We start from the raw sequence: 20,862 nt of genomic DNA, 5'->3' as shown, positions 1-20,862 counted from the left end.
ACGGATAAAAAATACATTCTTTTTTTCTTTATACTGACAGGAAAATATAACATTCCAGCATTGATCAACATTGATATATCAAAGGTTAAGAGCATTTGAATAATTTAAAAAATAAACATAGTTCAAGAAACAAGTATTTACGCCAAATATTATTGTGATGCTACACATTTAGTTTAATCCACACATCCATATTATTGTTAGCATAGCTGATATAACAAAGGATGAGAAATGGGAAATATGTAACTTCTTCCGTTTACAAAATTACGTTAAAGTAGACACTAACCACCGACAGACGTCTACCGTAACTTCTGCACGATTCTTTTCAAACAACATCTCATGACGTCCTTCTGGGTAAAAAATTACATCGACAGTTGATACGCCTATCTGTTTATAATCATTAACTACCCGTTTGACTCCTTTCGAAAAGTCACCAACCGGATCCTCATCTCCACTAATGAGCAGGATTGGCACATCTTTGTTTACTTTCCTTAGCTCCTGCTCTTTATGAAGTGTCTCAATCCCGGTCAATAGATCATGATAAAACTGACTTGTTGCGACATAACCACTAAGCGGATCCTCACGGTAAGCAGCCACAATTTCCTCGTCGCGTGACAACCAGCTACCTCTATTTTTAAAATGACGCTGATACTTACCAAAACTAAAACGGTCTAACAGTTTACTCCGATGTGTTTTACCAAACAGTTTCGTTTCGATTAAACTGAGAAATTGACCGACTTTACCTAATAGACCTTGATGATAGCCAGTTGCTGATAAAATAACCGCCTCTTTTACATCTGGATAATGTTCAATAAATCGCCTCACTAGAAATGAGCCCATAGAGTGCCCCATGATCACGTGCGGGGTATCAGGGTAACGCGCATAAATGTCATCATGAATCATTTTTAAATCTTTTACAGCTTTTTCAAAGCCATTATGATCATCATAGTGACCAAGCACCCCATTTCTTTCAGCTGTTTTTCCATGCCCTCGGTGATCATTCGCAAAAACAAAAATGTCACGGTCAAGTAAATACTGAAAGAAATCGTGATAGCGTCCTGCATGTTCACCCATCCCGTGGGCAAATTGCAAAACCAGTTTAGGCTTTTTGTCACTCGTATAGCTATAGAAAAATAATTCCTGGTTATCTTCTGTTTTAATAAATCTGGTCTTCATTTATTTCTCCCCCTACCAGCGGATAACCATAACAATTGACATAAATAGTTTATTTTTCAATAAACGTTAATTCAGGCATCCACTGTGATAGATGTTGTTTTATTTCTTGATAATGCTGTTCATGATCGATTAACTCCTCATCCGTTAACTGATACATTGGTATCACTTGATAATCAGACTTTGATGCTTCGGTAAAATCAACAAATGTTGGTAAAAACTTAGGAGCAGTTAATGTGGTTGTTGCTTTCCCGTCTTTTTCATACTTTTTTTCAATAGTTAACTGAACCATGCCACCAATCCGACGATAAAACGCCTCTTGTCCAGATAAGAAGTTTCCTAATGAATAGACAACAAAGGTACGATTTCCATTCACCCCTTCCACCCATTCTATCGGTTGCAATACATGTGGATGATGACCGAAAACAATATTTACACCTAAATCAGCTAGATATTGCACGAGATCTTTCTGCGATTGATTTGGCATTCGCTCATATTCGTCACCAAAGTGTAATTGCGTAACAACAACATCCGATACTTCCCTTGCTTTTTTCACATCTTTAGCTATTTTTTTACGATCAATACGATTAACAAGATATTCCTTGCCATCAGGCGTAGGAATCCCATTCGTTCCATAGGTATAACTTAAAAAAGACAAAGCGATATCTTCTTTTGTTTCAATCACGCGAATTTTCTCACTATCCGATTGACTTTGATACGATCCAACATAAGACATATTTATTTTATTCCAATGAGAAATAGATCGTTGTATCGCCTCCTCACCACGATCTAAAGTATGGTTGTTTGCAAGCGATACGATGTCAACTCCAATTTCCTTTAATGCATCTCCAACAGCGACGGGGCTATTAAAGCGAGGATAAGACGATAACCCTATCACTTCTCCCCCAATCATTGTTTCTTGATTTGCCGTCGTAATTGTTGGTTGAGATAAGTATGTCTCGACTTTTTCAAGCATAGGCATAAAATTAAAGCCATCAGCTTCTTTCGCATCATTATATACCCGATCATGAATTAAAAGATCCCCGACAGCAGCAAGTTGAATAGCACGCGTTCTATTTATTTGTTCTTTCAAGACAATATCCTTCTCGTTACGTGCAGCATGATCACTAGCCTCATATTCTCCTTTGCTATTTTGACACGAAAGTAAACTGACAGCCATGAATAGCAGGAAAACAATGAAGCTAATTTTCTTTTTCATTACACTCACCACCTTGATGAAGTGATTTTTCTTGCTCTACCTACTGAAGAGTAAATTTTTCGAGAGTTGATCACCTTACCCTTTAAGAATATTTTCAATTTCTAAAAAGGAATCATCATCAAACCCTTTTGCTAAAGAACTGTCCTCTCTTACCGCTTTACCGAAGTGATATTGCGTTGCTCCAATATACGAATGAATTTCCGTTATATTGATAGCATCTAGACCACTTCCTGCTAAGATTTCAGGCCCATTAAGCTCATTCGCTAATTTCACCAATTGCTTTAATTCGTTTTTTCCTTGTTCACAAGTAGCTGCTCCGCCTGACGTTAAAATTCTTTTCACTTGGTCAGAATAGCTTACCAGTGTACGATAGGCATCTTTTTGAGATACTACCTGATCGAAGGCTCGATGAAATGTAATATCCAGCTGAGGTGCTAGCTCGATGATTTTATTCAATGCTTGTTGATTTATTGTATTATCTTGATTTAGAGCTCCGAAAACAATTCGGTTTCCACCAAGGGTAATGACATTTTTTATATCTTCTAAAATAATTGCTAAATCGGCTTCATCATAATAAAAGTGATTGCTATGCGGACGAATCATTACTTGCACAGGAATATTCACTTGTTGTAACACTTGCTTTATCGTTCCATAGCTTGGAGTTAATCCACCCTCACTAATTGCTGATACTAATTCTAGTCGGTCAGCACCTAATAATTCTGCCTCTTTTGCATCTTCTGCATGCTGAACGATTACTTCTATTTCCATGATCATGCCCACCTTTTTCTAAATTAAATTCATTTCAAAAATAGCACCTTTCGATCATATTTTATCAATTCCATTATAGAAAAGATAGTCTATAAAGCAGTGATCACTTTATAAATCTAAAGTATTCAAGTTATACTATTATTAGAAAAGAAGAGGTGATTCGAGTGTTGGCTAATAAATTGATCCAAGCGATCACATACGCAACGAAAAAACACGAAGGACAAATAAGAAAAGTAGATGGTGTGCCATACATCGTACATCCCTATCGCGTAGCTATGCTCTTGAAAGACGAAGGATATGATGATGACATTGTCATTGCCGGACTATTACATGACGTAGTAGAAGACACTGACGGCACAATCAGAGAAATTTCTAATTTATTCGGTGATCAAGTCGCCCAATTGGTATCCGTTGCTACAGAACCTGATAAAATGAAATCTTGGAAAGAACGAAAAAAACATACCATTCAGCAACTAAAAGAAGCGCCGTTAGAAGCTAGGCTCGTTGTATGTGCAGATAAGATTGACAATCTACGTTCTATCTTAGAAAATGAACAAGCATTAGGTAATGATATTTGGAAGCATTTCAACAGTAGTAAAGAAGCACAACAATGGTATTATCAAGAGATATATAAAAGTTTACAAACAAATCTTCCTACCACTTCTACACCAGCATTATTTAAGCAATTAAAACAATTAATCGATCAATTTAAGTAAGGAGAATACATGATGAACGATTTAATACAATTACACAACAAGTCGATTTTAATTATGGGGGTAGCAAACGAACGTAGTTTAGCTTGGGGAGTAGCAAAAGTACTGCACCAAGCTGGCGCTAAGCTTGCTTTTACTTACCGAAAGGAACGCTCGTATCAAAAGTTGTCAAAGCTGTTGGAGCAAGAAGGAATGACTGACGCAACGGTTGTTTGTTGTGATGTAAATGAAGACGAAAGTATAAAGCATGCTTTTTTTACCATTAATCAAAAAATAGGAGCCATTGATGGAATCGTTCATGCTATTGCGTTTGCTCATGGTGAAGACCTTCAAAATGATTTTATTGAAACGACTAGAAGCGGTTATGCCTTTGCTCAAGATACAAGTGCCTATTCATTAATTGCTGTTGCTCGAGAAGCACGACCTTATTTAACATCAGGAGCATCAATTGTAACAATGAGTGCATTAGGTGCTGAGCGCGTACTGGATGGTTATAAAGTGATGGGTGTAGCAAAAGCGGCATTGGAATCAACTTGTAAGCATTTAGCACTTGATTTAGGGCCGAATAATATTCGTGTCAACGCAATTTCAGCTGGTCCAATTCGAACGTTAGCCTCTCAAGGTGTACCAACCATTAAACAAATGCTCAAAGATACGAAAGAAAAAGCACCATTAAAACGAAATGTGACACAAGAAGAAGTAGGAAAAGCCACTTTAATGTTATTAAGCCCTCTTTCTAGTGGTATTACGGGAGAAGTATTGCACGTTGATGGTGGATACAACATTATGGGATAAAAAAATATAATATAACATGTTTAGTACAATAACTCACCGGGAAATATATATTATATAGCCATACGCAACCAATCAAATAGATGAAAGGATGTATATCACATATGGCGCGTAAACAACAGTATCAACCAACAAAAAAAGCCGGTGTAGAATTATCTGATGCACAAGAAGTGAATTATAATCGTGCATTTAAACAGGCTGATATTGCTGGCGGGTTTCGCAAGGAAAAGCTAGATCAAATTCGCCGTGAAAACTAATCACCGTTTTCTATAAACTAGGTAGTCTTCCCGCTACCTAGTTTTTTTATTTTATTTTTGCAAAAAGATGAGCTTTTTTGTGTCTTTCTTTCGTCTTTATTATTAAGAACAATAAAGCAGGAGGAAAAAATGATACAAATTAGTTTATTTGTAAATTTTATTGTGCCATTAATAATAGAGGCAGCTTTTCAAGAAGAACTACCTGAAGGATTTAAATTTTCAGCAATACCACTAACATTAGTTATTATCGCTATTGTTATTTGTTTAGTTGTTACCATCATTTCTGGCTCTAGACCAGCAAAAAAAGCAACAAAGATTGATATACTAAAAGCAATGCGCAGAGAAATATAGAAAAAAATCCCATCGAGTTAAAATTCAACTCAATGGGACTTTTAATATTTTATCCAAGAGCAACATCTAAGATCATCATAACAACAAAACCAACCATTAAACTCATCGTTGTTAATTGAATGTGTCCTCTTTCTTGTGACCCTGGTATTACCTCTTTTGCAACGACAAAAATCATTGCACCAGCAGCGAAGCTTAATGCATACGGTAGTAACGGTTCAATAAACATAACTGCCACTGCACCTATCACTGCAGAGATAGGCTCAACCATTCCTGAAAACTGACCATAGAAAAAGCTTTTCTTCGTACTCATTCCTTCTCGACGCAAAGGAATAGATACAGCTGTCCCCTCCGGAATGTTTTGTATACCAATTCCCAATGCTAAAGCAACTGCACCAGTTAAAGAACCAGTCGTAAAGTCTGAAGCTAGCGCACCAAATGCAACGCCGACCGCTAAACCTTCTGGAATGTTATGCATTGTAATCGAAAAAATCAGCATAGCTGTGCGATGCTTTGCTTTTCGATCGGCAATCTCTTTAAAGTATAAATCTTCATTAATCATTGGTAAAATCCGATCAACTAATAATAAAAATAGACCACCTAACAAGAAACCTACTGCTGCTGGAACATACGCCGGCACGCCTTGTGATTCAGCCATTTCAATTCCAGGTGCTAATAATGACCAAAAACTAGCCGCGATCATTACACCTCCAGCAAATGCAAGCATACTATCAAAAACCAACGGATTCGCTTTTTTTGTTGAAAAAACAAAAGACGCTCCAAATGCAGTACATCCCCACGTAAACAACGTCGCCAAAAACGCTAAAAGTATTGGATTTAAATCTGCAAGCGATTCAATCATTCTGCCTAACTCCCTTTTATAAAATAATGTGATTGTTTCAACGTTAAAATTTTGCACTAGGTCAAAAAAATAACCTCACTCCAATATTTTATGCGTAAAGCGGATCATCTGTCAATCATTTCAGTCAGATATTCTTTCAAAATGTAAGATTTAGATCAACTTGAATGGTTAGGATAGAAATAATGGCGCTTTAATCTTTTTCGACTAAGCTCTTCGATGATTTTCTGGGATTGTCAATATACAACAGGTATGCAGTTGCACAAAACAAAAAAGTAAGTACGTGTCCATGTTTGACAAATATTCAAACTAAAAGTACTGTAACAAGTTTTATATCACTGTTATTTCGACAGTATAGAAAAAAACCAGCGCATAGTTCACTGGTTTTTTTAAAAAAATATTTATTTTTTCTTCTTTGCAGCTTTTTCTCGTTCATTTTTGTTCAATATCTTTTTACGTAGACGAATAGCTTCAGGTGTTACTTCACAATATTCATCATCATCCAAATACTCAATAGCTTCCTCTAGTGTTAACGTTCGTGTCTTACGTATGGTTGACGTTTGATCTTTGTTTGCTGAACGAACATTGGTTAAATGCTTTTCTTTTGTAATATTAACCGTTAGATCATTCTCCCTGTTATGCTCTCCAACGATCATCCCAGCATATACTTCTGTACCAGGCTCAACAAAAATCGTTCCACGATCTTCTAATCCCATAATACCGTAAGTGGATGCTTTTCCATTTTCTAAAGCAACCAAAACACCTTGTCTTCTACCTCCAACAGAACCTTTTACAACTGGTTGATAGGAATCAAATGTATGATTAATAATTCCGTAACCACGCGTTTGCGTCATAAATTCTGTAGAGTAACCAATTAAGCCACGGGAAGGTATATGGAACTCCATCCGTACTTGTCCATTACCTTGGTTTACCATATCAAGCATTTCACCTTTACGTGATCCTAATGATTCCATCACTGCTCCTGTATGCTCTTCAGGAACGTCTACTTGCACACGCTCAATCGGTTCACAAGGTACACCATCTACCTCTTTAATAATAACTTGCGGTTTAGACAACTGTAGCTCATAGCCTTCACGGCGCATATTTTCTACAAGAATAGATAAGTGTAATTCTCCACGTCCAGAAACAACCCACGCATCTGGTGATTCTGTTGGGTCTACACGCAAACTGACATCTGTTTCAAGTTGAGTTAATAATCGTTCTTCAATTTTTCTAGAAGTGATATACTTTCCTTCTTTACCTGCAAACGGACTATTGTTCACTACAAAAGTCATTTGAAGTGTTGGTTCATCAATGCGTAAAATAGGTAATGCTTCCTGGTGATTTACAGGACATACTGTTTCCCCAACATTAATATCTTCCATGCCAGACAACGCAATAATATCACCGGCTTTAGCCTCTTGAATTTCGATTCGTTTCAAGCCAATAAACCCGAATAATTTTGTTACACGGAAGTTTTTAACTGATCCATCTTTTTTCATTAAAGCGACCTGTTGTCCCACTTTAATGTTCCCTCTGAAAATACGCCCAACTCCTACACGACCAAGGTAATCATTATAATCAAGTAGTGTTACTTGAAATTGCAATGGGGCTTCTGAGTTATCAACTGGTGCAGGAATGTGACTTAAAATTGTTTTAAACACTGCTTCCATAGATTCTTCTTGCTCTTCAGGCTCTTCTCCTGATGTACCGTTTAATGCTGATGCATAAACGACTGGAAATTCTAACTGTGCGTCATCCGCTCCTAATTCGATAAACAAATCAAGTACTTCATCAATAACTTCATTCGGACGAGCATTTGGTCGGTCAATTTTATTTAATACGACAACCGGCGTTAGCTTTTGTTCTAAAGCCTTTTTTAATACAAAGCGCGTTTGGGGCATACAACCTTCATATGCATCCACAACTAACAATACACCATCTACCATACGCATAATCCGTTCTACTTCACCACCAAAATCTGCGTGTCCAGGTGTATCAAGTATATTAATATGTGTATCGTTGTAATTGATTGCTGTATTTTTTGCTAAAATGGTAATGCCGCGTTCTTTTTCTATATCACCTGAATCCATTGCACGCTCATCTACTTGCTCATGCTCATGAAATGTTCCAGAATAACGTAACAATTGGTCAACTAGCGTCGTTTTACCATGGTCAACGTGTGCAATGATCGCAATGTTACGAACATCTTCTCTTAATTGCATCCCTCTTTCAACTCCTCTTTCTAATACGTACGATTTTCTCAATAACTGTAAAATTGTATCATAATTATTGAGAGATAGCAAATTTTTCGTGGTTTTTGTCATATGTTTTTACAGTACAACATAGGCCTGTCGCACAATGATTTATAGTGTTAATGCAAAGGTAACGTTATAGTGAACTGCGCACCGCCTAATTCCGATTGACCAACAGAGATAGAACCATTCGATCTTTCAATAATTGCACGCGAAATGGCTAACCCCAAACCAGTTTCACCATCTTTTCCTTTTGTGAATCGTTGGAAAAGTTGTGGTAGCATTACTTGATCAATCCCCTCTCCATCATCCTCCACTGTAATTTTCACTTGTTGATTTTCTACAGATGCTTGTATGACTACTTTTGATTGTGCATGTCTAACTCCATTGGAAACGATATTCATCATCGCTCGTAGCAACTTGTCTGTATCAATATATAACGTTGCATCTGTTTCCACATTGTGATCTATTTTCACTCGTTTTTCACTAGCTATTGGCAACGCACGATCAACTGTAGAAGTTATCACACCACTTACTTTCACTTCTTCTTCCTTATATATATTTTCTTCACTGTCTAATTTAGCTAGTAGAATCATTTCATTGATAATCTTTTTTAAACGACTAATCTCTGCAACAATTACTTCTAATCCTCGATCAGATGCTTCTTCTTCAAAAATACCATCCCGAATTCCTTCCGCATAACCCTGAATCGTCATTAATGGGGTTTTTAACTCATGACTAGCATTTTGAAAAAAATGATGTTGCGATTGAATATAGCGATTGAGCTCGTTTGCCATATCGTAAACACTTTGTTCTACTTCTTTAATCTCCCCAGTCGCCTTCACACGTTGTACATCATCAAATTTACGTTTTTCAATTTTCTTTAATTGAAATTTTAATTTTGTTAAAGGGGTGACTAGTTTCTTTGTGAGATAATGACTTAATATACTTATAATTCCTATCCCAATAAGAAATACGAAAATTAACCGACTGAATAAATCCCTTTGCACCTCTTGTAAATCATCTAACGGGGTAACTAATACAAGCTCTTGATCCAACAGGTCTGGATAGATAGGTAAAATCGAGACAACATAACGTTCATTTCCAGCCTTCCATAAAGGCTGGTCATATTCGGTAATATCATAATTTTCCATCCAATATTGAATCAAATTTTCTGGTAATGTGCTTAAAATAACTTGATCTGTATTGCCATCGTAAATAAACAATTGTAGTGATTCATCACCAAACAATTGGCCAAAATTATTAATATTTACTTCGCTCATTAAAAACTGAATAAGAATATCACCTTTTTCTTGCAATTGATCTCGTTCATTTTGAATCAACACATCTAAAATAAGCGAATAAATCATAACAGAGACAACGGACATGATAATAACCAATAATGTAGTAAAAGCGATGGTTATTTGTGTTTGTAGTTTCATTCGACATCCTCATTTATATTACTTAACCGATAGCCATAGCCCCAAACCGTTTCAATCGGTAACCCATCTAACTTTTTCCGTAATCGTTTGATTAAATCGTCCACCGCACGATCACTGCCAAAATAATCTTCCCCCCAAATTAATGAAAGTAACTCATCTCGAGCAAAGGCCCGATTTTGGTTTCTAATCAAAATATGTAACATATCGAATTCTTTCGCTGTTACTTCCACTTCATGTTCTTTCCAAAACACTCTTCTACCTTCAACGTGAAGCTTCAACTCTCCCAATTCATACGTATCATTATTATGTTGTTCACTAACAGCGTGGGAATTATCCACCCGTTTAAATAAACGCTTCACACGGGCAACTAATTCCCTTGGACTGAATGGTTTGGTTAAGTAATCATCACTACCTAGCTCCAAGCCAAGAATTTTATCTACTTCTTCATCTTTTGCTGAAATAATAATAATCGGGACTTCACTCTGTTGCCTAATTTTTTTACATAATTCATAGCCATCCATACCTGGAAGCATAATATCTAAAATCCACATATCTGGTGATTTCTCTCTTGTTAATTCCCACGCATCTTCTGCATTATCAGCCATGGAAACTTGATAACCCCCTTTATTTAAATAAGCAGATACAATATCACGTATATTCGGATCATCTTCTACAATAAAAATACTATAATTCATTGCTATAACCTCCTATAATATGTTTAAGCTACTTTATTAGTCTATCGATTCTTACTAATTCACGAAATAATTGTCTTTATCACTCCGTTACCTTTCATTGCTGGCGGACGCTTTTCGAGGGCATGGCTTAATCCTCTTCGGAAGAATATCTTTTCCTGTGGGCCTCAAGACAAATGCTTTTCCAGTCAAAGTCATCACTATCCGCTCAAGGTAACTCGCTATGAGGTTTATTTCTTTCCATTAATATAAATAAATTACTTAAAACACTGCTGTTAGTTTCAGTTAAAATTGCTCTTATTGGCACAATACTGCAACCTTATTACACTTATTTTCGCATATTATGAACGAAATGCCTAATTGCATATATTACATACTTTTTCCACAATTGTACCGAAAACCTGCCAAACCTATTGTCTATAATAAAAAATGCAAGAAAGAGTTATAACATAGTAAGAGAAAGGTGGTATGAACAGATGAGTTATCAAGACGATTACAATAATCAAGAGCATTCAGATGAACAATCATATAATAACAATGAAGATCACACATTTGTGGATGAACAAACAACAGCAAGAGAGGAACTATTACAATCAAATACTCCCTCTACTCAACAGTCACCAAAACAAAATCGTTGGGCGTTGTTTTTAAGTAGTTTGGCAGGAGGAATCACTGTCGCTATATTAGGGTTTATTTTATTATTTACTGGTATTATACCAATTGATACAGACCAAACAATGGATACAACCAATTCAGATGATGCAGAAACAAGCAACGTAATTCAAACATCGACCAATGAAGATGCTATATCTTCTGATACGTTAACCAATGTTGGTGATGCGGTAGTTGGTGTATCAAATATTCAAACGGCAGATTTATGGAGTCAATCTCCTGATTCAGGTACAGGATCGGGAGTCATTTATAAAAAAGAAAATGGAAAAGCTTATATCGTAACGAACCACCATGTAGTAGCTAATGCCAATGAATTAAAAATCACATTACCCAACGGTGAGAGTGTTAATGCAGAATTACTAGGTTCAGATGAATTAACAGACTTAGCTGTATTAACCATTGACGGAGAAAAGGTAGATACAGTTGCTAAATTAGGGACTTCTTCCGATTTAGTCGTTGGAGAAACCGCAATTGCAATCGGAAATCCACTAGGAACAGAATTTGCAGGTTCTGTAACAAAAGGAATTATTAGTGGATTAGAGCGCTCTGTAGAAATAGATTTAAATGGGGATAACGTTGCAGATTGGACAACGGAAGTAATTCAAACAGATGCTGCAATTAATCCTGGAAATAGCGGGGGTGCATTAGTTAACAGTAATGGGGAAGTTGTCGGAATTAACTCGATGAAAATCGCATTACAAGCTGTAGAAGGAATTGGCTTTGCTATTCCAATTGATGATGCAAAACCAGTCATTGAACAGTTAGAAACAAAAGGAAAGGTATCACGACCATTCATTGGAATTAGCGCAATGCCACTCTCTGCAGTACCAGATCGTCACATTGAAGAAACATTGCAACTAAGTAAAGAAGTGACAGATGGAGTTGTCATCGCAGAAGTACAACAAGGCTCTGCCGCTAACCAAGCTGGTCTAAAACGTTACGACGTAATTACTAAAATTAACGATAAAGAAATTTCCTCAATGATGGATTTAAAAGAGTTCTTATATTCCGAAACCACCATTGGCGATGAGGTTCAGTTAACATATTATCGTAACGGAGAAAAACAAAAAACAACACTTACCTTAACGAAGCAACAAGAAGAAACAACACAACAGTAAAGGATTATATTCCTAGTGGAGCCTTCTCCACTAGGAATATTTTTTAAAAAGAAGAATACCACATTTATAGATGACATGTAGTTATTACATTTAATAAATAAATCATTCTGTTTTGGATAGACCTTCTTTCTACCTTAACCAGAATCTTATATAGTTTTATTTGTCAAATTAAGCGAGACAAAGTATCCTTGCCGACATGCTTCATCAAACACTCAATTGGTGTTTGATAATTTAATGATTTTCTTGGAATGTTGTTTCTTCTAGAAGCAACAGTTGATATATATTCTTGTGTAACGGAATTGAAATCCATTTCTTTTGGTAGACCGTTTTTACGTAGTAGACCATTCGAATTTTCATTCAATCCTCTTTGTAATGGCGTTCCTGGATCAGAAAAAGACATGTCAATATCATGGCATGTCTTTTTTAGTTTTCTTAGTGTCTCGCTTAATTTTACAATCAAAGATTCTTTCTTTTAAATAAACTTAGACATAATTTAAATAACATTAGTATCAAGGATGCGATCATTATAAAACCAATTGTAGGAAAATCTATTTTACTATATAAGATAATGCTCATAATACTAGCGACAATAAGTAAAATAAATATATCAAGAGCAAATGACATAAATTTATTGTTCAATTTAGCACACCTCCACTCTGAATGATACTTTCAACACAAGATAAATTTACAGAATACTTAATACCTTATTACAATTACACTATACCATAAATGCCCAGTAAGTCATTAGATTTTTTAGGAAATACTTACTATCTCAATACTGATTGTTTATGTGTTGCGTTAACATTAAGTGAAATATAAGTATTGTTAGAAAAACTTGTATTTATCGTTACCACAAAATTTTGGTTCTATGTCAAATGACGTTGGTGAGTCTAAATAGTCAACTGACTAATTTTTGTTCACGTCCTGAAGTAGCTATGCTGCTTTAGGACGTGTTTTGTTTTTCATTTGTTTATTTGTTTTTCGTTCCACTGGTTTGAGTTTAAATTGCAACAGTATTCGGTTTTTGTAATTTGTAAAATTGCGATAGCCATATGCTACGCGATTTAACACTTTCTCTTTATTGATCATTCCTTTGATACGACCGTTATTATACGAGTAAGCAAAGCTATTATTTATAAAGAGGGAATGCTTTCGTAAGGTTTTCATACTTGTTTTGAGATAAGTGGAAATGTCTTGATGACAATCTTGATTCAATATCATCTCTAACTTATGGTTATCCTTTTGATAGATTGTGTGTAATAAACCTTGATACAACTGATAATTCTTTCGCAGCTTTGAATCATAATCCAACATTGCTTGAACAATAGTATAGAAGTGCTTTCTTTTTTTATATGACAATGCGGACAATGTATCGCTTCATATGTTAATGTAGCATGGATAAACTTATAGGTGCGAACTTTATATTCCTCAATCGTGATGCCTTCTCCGTCGATATAAATATTTTTATCTTGAATATCTAACAGTTTTCTTGTAAAGTTTGTAATAGACAAGTGAGTACCCTCCTAGGATTGGTTTTCGTCGACTTTTATTCTACAGGGAAACTCACTTGTTTTCTATTTTTAAAAGACATTTATGTGATAATAATATTCTTATAGTAAACATCTACTGTTGAAAGACGCAGAGCGGAGGAAATAGGCGCGACTCCTCGAAAATAAAGGGCCATTTTCTTCGTGCGATGCGTTGCTGCCGTAGCATTCCTTGTCCTGCGGGAACAGCGCGAGCCGAAGATCCACTTGGTAAAGTGATTTTCTTTACCAAGTTAGCTGAGGCCGTGCTTGCGGAAAGCAAGCCTATTTCCGCAGCGTAACAAACATTATCCCCCCTTCTTTTATAAATGTTCAAATAAAGATCACACCATCACTTAAAACATGAATTTAAAAATGACGTTAGTGAGTTTTTTTACTCACCAACGTCATATATTGTACAACCTTTATTCGTCCATCATTGAATTTACATCTTGATCATCTAGATAATCTTCATAGCGTTCATGTTGTTCATTTACACCGATAAATTTTCCATCACTGTCACTTAATAAAAATCCTTCTAATTCTTCCACACTTCCTACTTGCTCATCTGAATCAAAAAACATATCTTGATACGTTTTTTCTGTATCATAAAAATCAGACGGGGTTTCTGATGAGCCGTATTTACCTACACGTTGCCACGCATCTTCTGCATCAAACATGACGGTATCATCTTCATCATCTCTACTAATATCACTATCAAGGATATCTTCTTCGACTGGGCGCGTGCGCTCAACAGTCTGTTCCTTCGTATGAGTGACACAGTACAACGTGGTTGGTAACACTTCTAGCCGTTCTATCGGTATATCTACATGACAGACGGCACATTGGCCATACGTTCCTTGCTCGATCGCTTTTAAAGCATGATTGATTGCCGCTAATTCTGTTTCACTATGCTTGTTTAAGGCAATGTCTTTTTCTCTTTCAAATAATTCTGTCCCCGTATCGCCTGGGTGATTATCATAATTCGATAACTCTCCAACCGATTCATTCACTTGTGCGGTCATCATACCATAATGATCAGCCAAATGAGCCTCGATCTCATTTTTTTGCTGTATTAACTGTTTTTTAAATAAGTCAATCTGTTGATTGGTTAACATCTATCCTGCCTCCCCTCATTCAATTTTTGAGGCAGGATTAGTATAACCAATGCGATTAGCTTTCACTCGATTATTTATTGGAAACAAAAAATTGGAACGATAACGTTAACACTCTATTCTAAATTAGAAGAGTAGAGGGTTTTTTTATGAAGCAATACTACAATTTTAGTCACTTGATTTTTTCTTTTTTTTGGCTATACCCAGCTACAACGAAAGCTAAGTCATCATTACCAAACGCTTGCAGCACTTGCAAAAGCAATTCGTGATCAATCGCATCTGATTCATTTGCATCTACCGTATCTTCTAACACTTCTTCTAATAATGTGTTTATCGGCTGCATCGGATATGCTTCTTGATAAACAGCTTTTGGATCTAATTTATAATTGATACACCACTGTGCAAATAGTAAAATCATGTCTCTTTCTTGCTCTTGATAATATTTAATCACTTGTTCATCGCGTGCATTCATGTTATCTCTCCTCTACAAAAACTTATCTAACGTCAATTTTATCATAATGAAAAAAGGTGCACCTCTCATTACAAGAGATGCACCTTATGAAGTTTGTTTAAACTTATAGAGCTACAACGTTAGCTGCTTGTGGTCCACGGTCGCCTTCAACAATTTCGAATTCAATTGTTTGACCTTCGTTTAACGTTTTGAAACCTTCAGCTTGAATTGCTGAGAAGTGTACGAATACATCGTCACCGTCTTCACGTTCGATGAATCCGAAACCTTTATCTGCATTAAACCATTTTACTGTTCCTGTCATGCTCATCGACCTCCTTACAATAAAACTACAAAAGTAATGGAACTAATAGTATTACCTTTACACCCTTATTGTGGAGAGACCGTAAAGAAATATACTACTTCCAATTGCTTTTACAATACAAATGTACTATTTTTTTATTACAAAATCAACCGTCTAAACTGGAAACAATACATAAAATTACAAACACATCCGGAAATTATACTTTTCGCACCATTAAGTTGCTAAAATAGCTGTTCTTTTGTATAATAATTGCTTGCAAGAGACATGCAAAAAAATTTTCACCCCTACACGCGTATCTTGCAAATACGAATGAATAGGTGGTTAACCGAAATGGAAAAGTATCAAGTATTATTGTATTACAATTATGTACACATGGAAGATCCAGAAGGCTATGCAAAAGAGCATTTAGCTTTTTGTAATGAATTAGGATTAAAAGGACGCATCCTTGTTGCAGAAGAAGGCATGAATGGTACGGTTTCAGGTACAGTAGAAGCAACGAATAAATACATGGAAACGATGCATCATGATCCGCGTTTTGCCAACATGACGTTTAAAGTAGATGAAGCTGATAGACACGCATTTAAAAAAATGCACGTTCGTCCTCGTCCAGAATTAGTAACCCTTCGATTAGAAAATGATATTAATCCTAAAGAAACAACTGGTAATTATTTAACACCAAAAGAATTTTATCAAGCAATGCGTGATGAGAACACCGTTGTTATCGATGCAAGAAATGATTACGAATATGATTTAGGTCATTTTCGTGGTGCCATTCGTCCAGATATTCACACATTCCGTGAATTACCAGAATGGATAGAACAAAACAAGGAACAATTTGAAAATAAAAAAATCTTAACCTATTGTACTGGTGGTATACGTTGTGAAAAATTCTCTGGCTGGTTAGTTGAACAAGGGTTTGAAGATGTCAACCAATTACACGGTGGTATTGCTACGTACGGAAAGGATCCGGAAGTACAAGGCGAACTTTGGGATGGACAAATGTATGTATTTGATGAGCGTATTAGCGTACCAATCAATCGAAAGGAACACGTCATTGTAGGAAAAGATTATTTTGACGGCAAGCCATCCGAACGTTATGTGAATTGTGCTAACCCTGAGTGTAATAAACAAATCCTATGTTCAGAAGAAAACGAACACAGATATATGCGTGGTTGTACACATGATTGTCGTGTATCTCCAAGAAACATGTATGTAAAAGAACACGGCTTAACAGAAGAAGACATTCATGCAAGAATACAACGAATCAAAGAAGAAGATAGTATTTCAACAGCTATATAAATTAGATAAATAAAAAAGTCGCTACAACACGTAGCGGCTTTTTTGTTTCCTTTATCGAATAGAGTTGATCACCCTTTTAATTATAAATGCGTGCTTTTTTTGCACATCTAGCAGGGCTAAGTTACCGTTTGAGAAGATTATAGGCGCTGACGGTAACTTAAAGTGGTTGTAAGTTACCGCACGAGAAAGTTATGGACACTTTCGGGCACTTAAAGCGAGTTTATGTTACCGGTCGAGAAGGTTAATTATGTTTTCGGGCACTTAAAACGGTTTTAGGTTACCGAACAGGTGAAAAAAATTAGAAATCGGTAACTTAGAGCTATTTGCAAATTAAAAATGCGATACCTACCTTTGTAAAAATCATGCCCTCTCAAACGGTGATGTAAGCCTCTTACTTTGACATTACATACCTCTACTGCTATCTTTTAAATTACATAAGGGGAGGGAGCTGTTAAATAATTACTGTTTATAACTATGAAGTAAAAACGATTGCTGGTGAGGATAAATCTTTAGCAGATTATCAAGGGAACGTATTGCTAATTGTTAATACAGCTAGTAAGTGTGGCTTCACACCTCAGTATGAAGGATTACAACAACTTTATGATAAATACCATCAAGACGGCTTTGAAGTTCTCGGCTTTCCAAGTAATCAATTTATGAACCAAGAACCAGGTTCGGATGATGAAATCAGTTCTTTCTGTCAACAAAACTATGGTGTTACTTTTCCAATGTTTAGTAAAATCGATATAAACGGAAAAGCCGCACATCCATTATTTCGTTTTCTTACAATAGAAGCGCCTGGTTTTCTAACCGACCAAGTAAAGTGGAACTTCACTAAATTTCTTATTGATAAGGAAGGTAACGTATTGAAGCGTTATGCCCCAAAGACGAAGCCCGAAGAAATAGAAGCAGATATTCAAGCAGCATTAGCATAAAAAAAGGGTTATACCTAGGCCTTATAAAACTATGGTATAATCCCTTTTTTGCACACTTTTTCTAGTAAGCCTTAGCCCAATACACCATGTCTGTTGCTGGGTTACCGCAACAAACACAAGTATCACTCACATCTTTTTGTTCAAGTGGAATACAACGAGAGGTAGCGGTTGTTTCTTCTTTTATTTTATCTTCACACCCTTGATCGCCACACCACATCGCTTGAATAAAGCCTGGGTTCGTTTCTAATACTTCCTTAAACTCTTTCATATTCATTGCAATTGATGTTTTTTGCTCACGATGATTGCGTGCTTTTTTTAATAAATCTTCTTGGATCTCTTCAAGTAGTTCTTTAACGGCGTTCTCTAATGTGTCCAGTACTACAAAATATTTCTCACTCGTATCACGGCGAACGATCACCGCTTGGCCTTTCTCAATATCTTTCGGTCCGATTTCCACTCTTAATGGGACACCTTTCATTTCATACTCATTAAACTTCCATCCCGGCATTTTATCACTTGCATCAATGTCCACACGCGCGACGTTTGCTAATTGATCTTTTATCGCATATGCCTTGTCTAAGACACCCTCTTTATGCTGTGCAACAGGAATAACCATTACTTGTGTTGGTGCAATTTTCGGCGGAATAACCAACCCTCTATTATCCCCATGCACCATAATCAGTGCCCCAATTAATCGTGTAGTAATTCCCCAAGATGTTTGATGTACAGGCTGTGATTCACCTTGTTCATCTGTATAACGAATATTAAACGATTCAGCAAAACCAGTACCTAAATGATGCGATGTTCCTGCTTGTAATGCTTTTCCATCATGCATTAAGCTCTCGATCGTTAATGTATATTTCGCACCCGCAAATTTTTCTTTATTTGTTTTCTTTCCTCGAATCACTGGCATAGCTAAATATTTTTCACAGACGTCGGCATAGAGATTGAGCATTTGGTCTGTTTCTACTGCTGCTTCTTTATTTGTTGCATGACACGTATGGCCTTCTTGCCATAAAAATTCTAGGGAACGAAGGAAAGGACGAGTCGTTTTTTCCCAGCGAACGACATTACTCCATTGGTTATAAAGCTTTGGTAAATCTCGATACGAGTGAATGATTTTAGAATAGTGTTCTGCAAACAGCACTTCAGAGGTCGGTCGAACGACTAGTCTTTCTTGTAGTTGTTCATCTCCACCATGTGTAACCCAAGCTACTTCAGGCGCAAAACCTTCAATATGATCTTTTTCTTTTTGCAGTAAGTTTTCAGGAATAAATAATGGAAAATACATATTCTCATGTCCTGTTGCTTTTATTTTCTCATCCAAAACGTCTCGAATGTTTTCCCAAATCGCATAACCATATGGGCGAATAATCATCGTTCCACGAACAGATCCATAATCAACAAGATCTGCTTGCTTGACAACATCTGTATACCATTTTGCAAAATCATCTTCCATTGCTGTTACTTTTTCAACAAATTGCTTTTTCTTAGCCATTTCACTTTCCTCCACTTACTCTAGATTTTCAATAAAAAAATCCCAGTCTCCTTATCAATAGATAAGGGACCAGGATACGGTGGTACCACCCTTGTTTACAAGCAGACATTCCACTTGCACACTTTTTTTGATATCGGAGACACGCTCCGTTTGTATTTTATCAATCAAACACTCAAAGATAGGTTCAATAGCGTTTTATAGAATTTTTCACCAACCAATTCCTCTCTAACATAAAACATACTATTTACTATTTCTTTTCATCGCTTAAAAATAGAATTTAATTATACATACTATAGAGTAAAGCTGCTTTCATTGTCAAGCTTAATTGAAAAAGACGAATAAAATAATCGTTTCACTCAGATTCCACATACAACTCATTTATGATCGATTCTTACTGAGGTCTTGCCAGATAAACAGCAAAAAGAATGAGAATAATTCCTAGCACTATGAAAAACTTGTATAAAAAATTCCGTTTCCTACGAGAAACACCAAGAATGGCTAAAAATATGCCAAGTATGAATGACATGATCATTATATAAAACCCCATTTTATTCATTCCTTTCGAGAGTAATTATTCGTTCATGACGATTGGCTAAATCTAAATCATGAGTCACTGTAATAACAGTAGTATTAAATTCTTTATTCATATCAAAAAGTAGATTGATAATTTTTTCTTTGTTTTCTAAGTCTAAAGATGCAGTTGGTTCATCTGATAAAATTATTTGGGGATTCATAATTACAGCCCTAGCAAAAACGGCTCTAGCTCGTTGACCACCAGAACAATCAAGTGGTTTCTTTTTCAAAATGGGCTCAATCCCAATTTTATTAATAATTCGTTTAAAGTGATCTTGGATAGTTATGTCTTTTTTAATGTTAGCATACATAAGCGGCAATTTAATATTATCCTCTATGGTCAAAGAATTAATTAATGCGGACTCCTGAAGAACAAAACCAATTTTTTGATTACGCCACTCAGCTAGTTTATTTCGTGATAAATCCTTAACAGATGAATCAAAAAGCTCATAGTACCCTTGATATTGTGTATCAAGTAGACCAATAATATTAAGCAAAGAAGTTTTTCCAACTCCAGACTCCCCTACAATAGAAAGCCTTTCCCCAGGTTCAACTTCCAACTCAAAATCATTTAAGATAGAAAAACCTTTCTCCTTGAATGTTTTTTTCTGGATTTCCAGTTTAATGATACTATTCATTGTAACACCCCCACGGAGATCGGAATACTTTTAATTTTTCTTATTGTAAGTTCAACAATCGTAAATCCAATAATAATATCTATAAAAAGGACAATAAGTAAAGCCAACCAATCCATACTTATTAAGCCAAATATCCCGTAAGTAGCAAAGGTTGAGTCTTTTCTTAACCAAAAACCGTATCTATTGAGAGCGGTTATCCC

At 35.9% G+C, this 20,862-nt stretch carries 20 protein-coding genes, 2 pseudogenes and 1 other annotated feature; of the genes and pseudogenes, 7 read left to right on the top strand and 15 right to left on the bottom strand.

The genetic code is table 11. From position 1 onward, the window contains the following. Positions 1 to 261: 261 nt before the first annotated feature. From ACH6CY_RS12525 to ACH6CY_RS12515, 3 genes are all read right to left on the bottom strand, one after another. Positions 262 to 1,173: an alpha/beta hydrolase gene (locus ACH6CY_RS12525; RefSeq protein WP_374067677.1), complete on the bottom strand. Its 912-nt coding sequence runs from the start codon at positions 1,171 to 1,173 to the stop codon at positions 262 to 264. A gap of 49 nt (positions 1,174 to 1,222) precedes the next feature. After that, entirely contained in the window at positions 1,223 to 2,389 is a 1,167-nt protein-coding gene (locus ACH6CY_RS12520; protein WP_374067676.1) for a CapA family protein, read from the bottom strand. Positions 2,390 to 2,464: 75 nt separating this feature from the next. Continuing rightward, positions 2,465 to 3,157: a copper homeostasis protein CutC gene (locus tag ACH6CY_RS12515; protein WP_374067675.1), complete on the bottom strand. Its 693-nt coding sequence runs from the start codon at positions 3,155 to 3,157 to the stop codon at positions 2,465 to 2,467. Positions 3,158 to 3,321: 164 nt separating this feature from the next. Between ACH6CY_RS12515 and ACH6CY_RS12510 the strand changes: the two genes are divergently transcribed. The 4 genes from ACH6CY_RS12510 to ACH6CY_RS12495 all read left to right on the top strand — a co-directional run bounded on the left by ACH6CY_RS12510 (position 3,322) and on the right by ACH6CY_RS12495 (position 5,270). Then, on the top strand, positions 3,322 to 3,873 hold the full coding sequence (locus ACH6CY_RS12510; RefSeq protein WP_374067674.1) for an HD domain-containing protein: 552 nt from the start codon (positions 3,322 to 3,324) through the stop codon (positions 3,871 to 3,873). 12 nt (positions 3,874 to 3,885) lie between these two features. Continuing rightward, positions 3,886 to 4,665 (top strand): enoyl-ACP reductase FabI, encoded by a 780-nt coding sequence (locus ACH6CY_RS12505; RefSeq protein WP_374067673.1) that lies wholly within the window; start codon positions 3,886 to 3,888, stop codon positions 4,663 to 4,665. A gap of 101 nt (positions 4,666 to 4,766) precedes the next feature. Further along, positions 4,767 to 4,919, top strand: a complete 153-nt coding sequence (locus ACH6CY_RS12500; protein ID WP_374067672.1) for a YfhE family protein — start codon at positions 4,767 to 4,769, stop codon at positions 4,917 to 4,919. Between the two features lie 129 nt (positions 4,920 to 5,048). Beyond that, positions 5,049 to 5,270 (top strand): ABC transporter permease family protein, encoded by a 222-nt coding sequence (locus tag ACH6CY_RS12495; protein WP_374067671.1) that lies wholly within the window; start codon positions 5,049 to 5,051, stop codon positions 5,268 to 5,270. Between the two features lie 49 nt (positions 5,271 to 5,319). Here the strand turns inward: ACH6CY_RS12495 and ACH6CY_RS12490 are convergent, their stop codons facing one another. From ACH6CY_RS12490 to ACH6CY_RS12475, 4 genes are all read right to left on the bottom strand, one after another. Then, a complete protein-coding gene (locus ACH6CY_RS12490) occupies positions 5,320 to 6,129 on the bottom strand; it encodes a ZIP family metal transporter (protein WP_374067670.1) in 810 nt (269 codons plus the stop codon). A 398-nt stretch (positions 6,130 to 6,527) separates the two neighbouring features. Beyond that, on the bottom strand, positions 6,528 to 8,351 hold the full coding sequence (typA, locus tag ACH6CY_RS12485; RefSeq protein ID WP_374067669.1) for a translational GTPase TypA: 1,824 nt from the start codon (positions 8,349 to 8,351) through the stop codon (positions 6,528 to 6,530). A 149-nt stretch (positions 8,352 to 8,500) separates the two neighbouring features. Continuing rightward, positions 8,501 to 9,823: a sensor histidine kinase gene (locus ACH6CY_RS12480; RefSeq protein WP_374067668.1), complete on the bottom strand. Its 1,323-nt coding sequence runs from the start codon at positions 9,821 to 9,823 to the stop codon at positions 8,501 to 8,503. Beyond that, positions 9,820 to 10,518, bottom strand: coding sequence for a response regulator transcription factor (locus ACH6CY_RS12475; protein ID WP_374067667.1), 699 nt, complete (start codon positions 10,516 to 10,518; stop codon positions 9,820 to 9,822). The genes ACH6CY_RS12480 and ACH6CY_RS12475 overlap by 4 nt, the downstream gene beginning before the upstream one ends. 473 nt (positions 10,519 to 10,991) lie before the next feature. On the opposite strand from ACH6CY_RS12475, the gene ACH6CY_RS12470 reads away from it, so the two are divergent. Continuing rightward, complete coding sequence (locus ACH6CY_RS12470; RefSeq protein ID WP_374067666.1) at positions 10,992 to 12,305, top strand: S1C family serine protease; 1,314 nt, start codon at positions 10,992 to 10,994, stop codon at positions 12,303 to 12,305. 163 nt (positions 12,306 to 12,468) lie between these two features. On the opposite strand, the pseudogene ACH6CY_RS12465 reads toward ACH6CY_RS12470, so the two are convergent. The 5 genes and pseudogenes from ACH6CY_RS12465 to ACH6CY_RS12445 all read right to left on the bottom strand — a co-directional run. Then, positions 12,469 to 12,717, bottom strand: a pseudogene (locus tag ACH6CY_RS12465) (transposase); the annotation flags it as partial. Between the two features lie 521 nt (positions 12,718 to 13,238). Continuing rightward, the gene (locus ACH6CY_RS12460; RefSeq protein ID WP_374067665.1) at positions 13,239 to 13,619 is read right to left on the bottom strand and encodes a transposase; all 381 of its coding nucleotides are present in this window, start codon (positions 13,617 to 13,619) and stop codon (positions 13,239 to 13,241) included. Positions 13,620 to 14,256: 637 nt separating this feature from the next. Then, the gene (locus ACH6CY_RS12455) at positions 14,257 to 14,949 is read right to left on the bottom strand and encodes a TraR/DksA C4-type zinc finger protein (protein ID WP_374067664.1); all 693 of its coding nucleotides are present in this window, start codon (positions 14,947 to 14,949) and stop codon (positions 14,257 to 14,259) included. Between the two features lie 169 nt (positions 14,950 to 15,118). Then, complete coding sequence (locus tag ACH6CY_RS12450; protein ID WP_374067663.1) at positions 15,119 to 15,418, bottom strand: hypothetical protein; 300 nt, start codon at positions 15,416 to 15,418, stop codon at positions 15,119 to 15,121. Between the two features lie 103 nt (positions 15,419 to 15,521). Next, positions 15,522 to 15,719: a cold-shock protein gene (locus tag ACH6CY_RS12445; RefSeq protein WP_374067662.1), complete on the bottom strand. Its 198-nt coding sequence runs from the start codon at positions 15,717 to 15,719 to the stop codon at positions 15,522 to 15,524. 330 nt (positions 15,720 to 16,049) lie between these two features. Between ACH6CY_RS12445 and trhO the strand changes: the two genes are divergently transcribed. Together trhO and ACH6CY_RS12435 are read left to right on the top strand one after the other, a co-directional pair. After that, positions 16,050 to 17,018 carry an oxygen-dependent tRNA uridine(34) hydroxylase TrhO gene (gene trhO / locus ACH6CY_RS12440; RefSeq protein WP_374067661.1) on the top strand — a complete coding sequence of 323 codons (969 nt, stop codon included), beginning with the start codon at positions 16,050 to 16,052 and terminating at the stop codon, positions 17,016 to 17,018. A gap of 458 nt (positions 17,019 to 17,476) precedes the next feature. Then, on the top strand, positions 17,477 to 17,953 hold the full coding sequence (locus ACH6CY_RS12435; protein ID WP_374067707.1) for a glutathione peroxidase: 477 nt from the start codon (positions 17,477 to 17,479) through the stop codon (positions 17,951 to 17,953). 61 nt (positions 17,954 to 18,014) lie between these two features. Here the strand turns inward: ACH6CY_RS12435 and proS are convergent, their stop codons facing one another. From proS to ACH6CY_RS12420, 3 genes and pseudogenes are all read right to left on the bottom strand, one after another. Then, the gene (gene proS / locus ACH6CY_RS12430; RefSeq protein ID WP_374067660.1) at positions 18,015 to 19,451 is read right to left on the bottom strand and encodes a proline--tRNA ligase; all 1,437 of its coding nucleotides are present in this window, start codon (positions 19,449 to 19,451) and stop codon (positions 18,015 to 18,017) included. Positions 19,452 to 19,512: 61 nt separating this feature from the next. Continuing rightward, positions 19,513 to 19,721: a binding site (T-box leader), on the bottom strand. A 278-nt stretch (positions 19,722 to 19,999) separates the two neighbouring features. Continuing rightward, on the bottom strand, positions 20,000 to 20,662 hold the full coding sequence (locus ACH6CY_RS12425; protein WP_374067659.1) for an ABC transporter ATP-binding protein: 663 nt from the start codon (positions 20,660 to 20,662) through the stop codon (positions 20,000 to 20,002). Next, positions 20,659 to 20,862: pseudogene (locus tag ACH6CY_RS12420) on the bottom strand (peptide ABC transporter permease); the annotation flags it as partial. The pseudogene ACH6CY_RS12420 and the gene ACH6CY_RS12425, both read right to left, overlap by 4 nt.

Origin of the sequence: Paraliobacillus sp. JSM ZJ581, from assembly GCF_044383835.1 — a bacterium.
In the GTDB taxonomy this organism is placed as follows: domain Bacteria; phylum Bacillota; class Bacilli; order Bacillales; family Amphibacillaceae; genus Paraliobacillus.
Note: the sequence above shows the minus strand (reverse complement) of the source record. Positions and strands in the feature narration are given on the sequence as shown.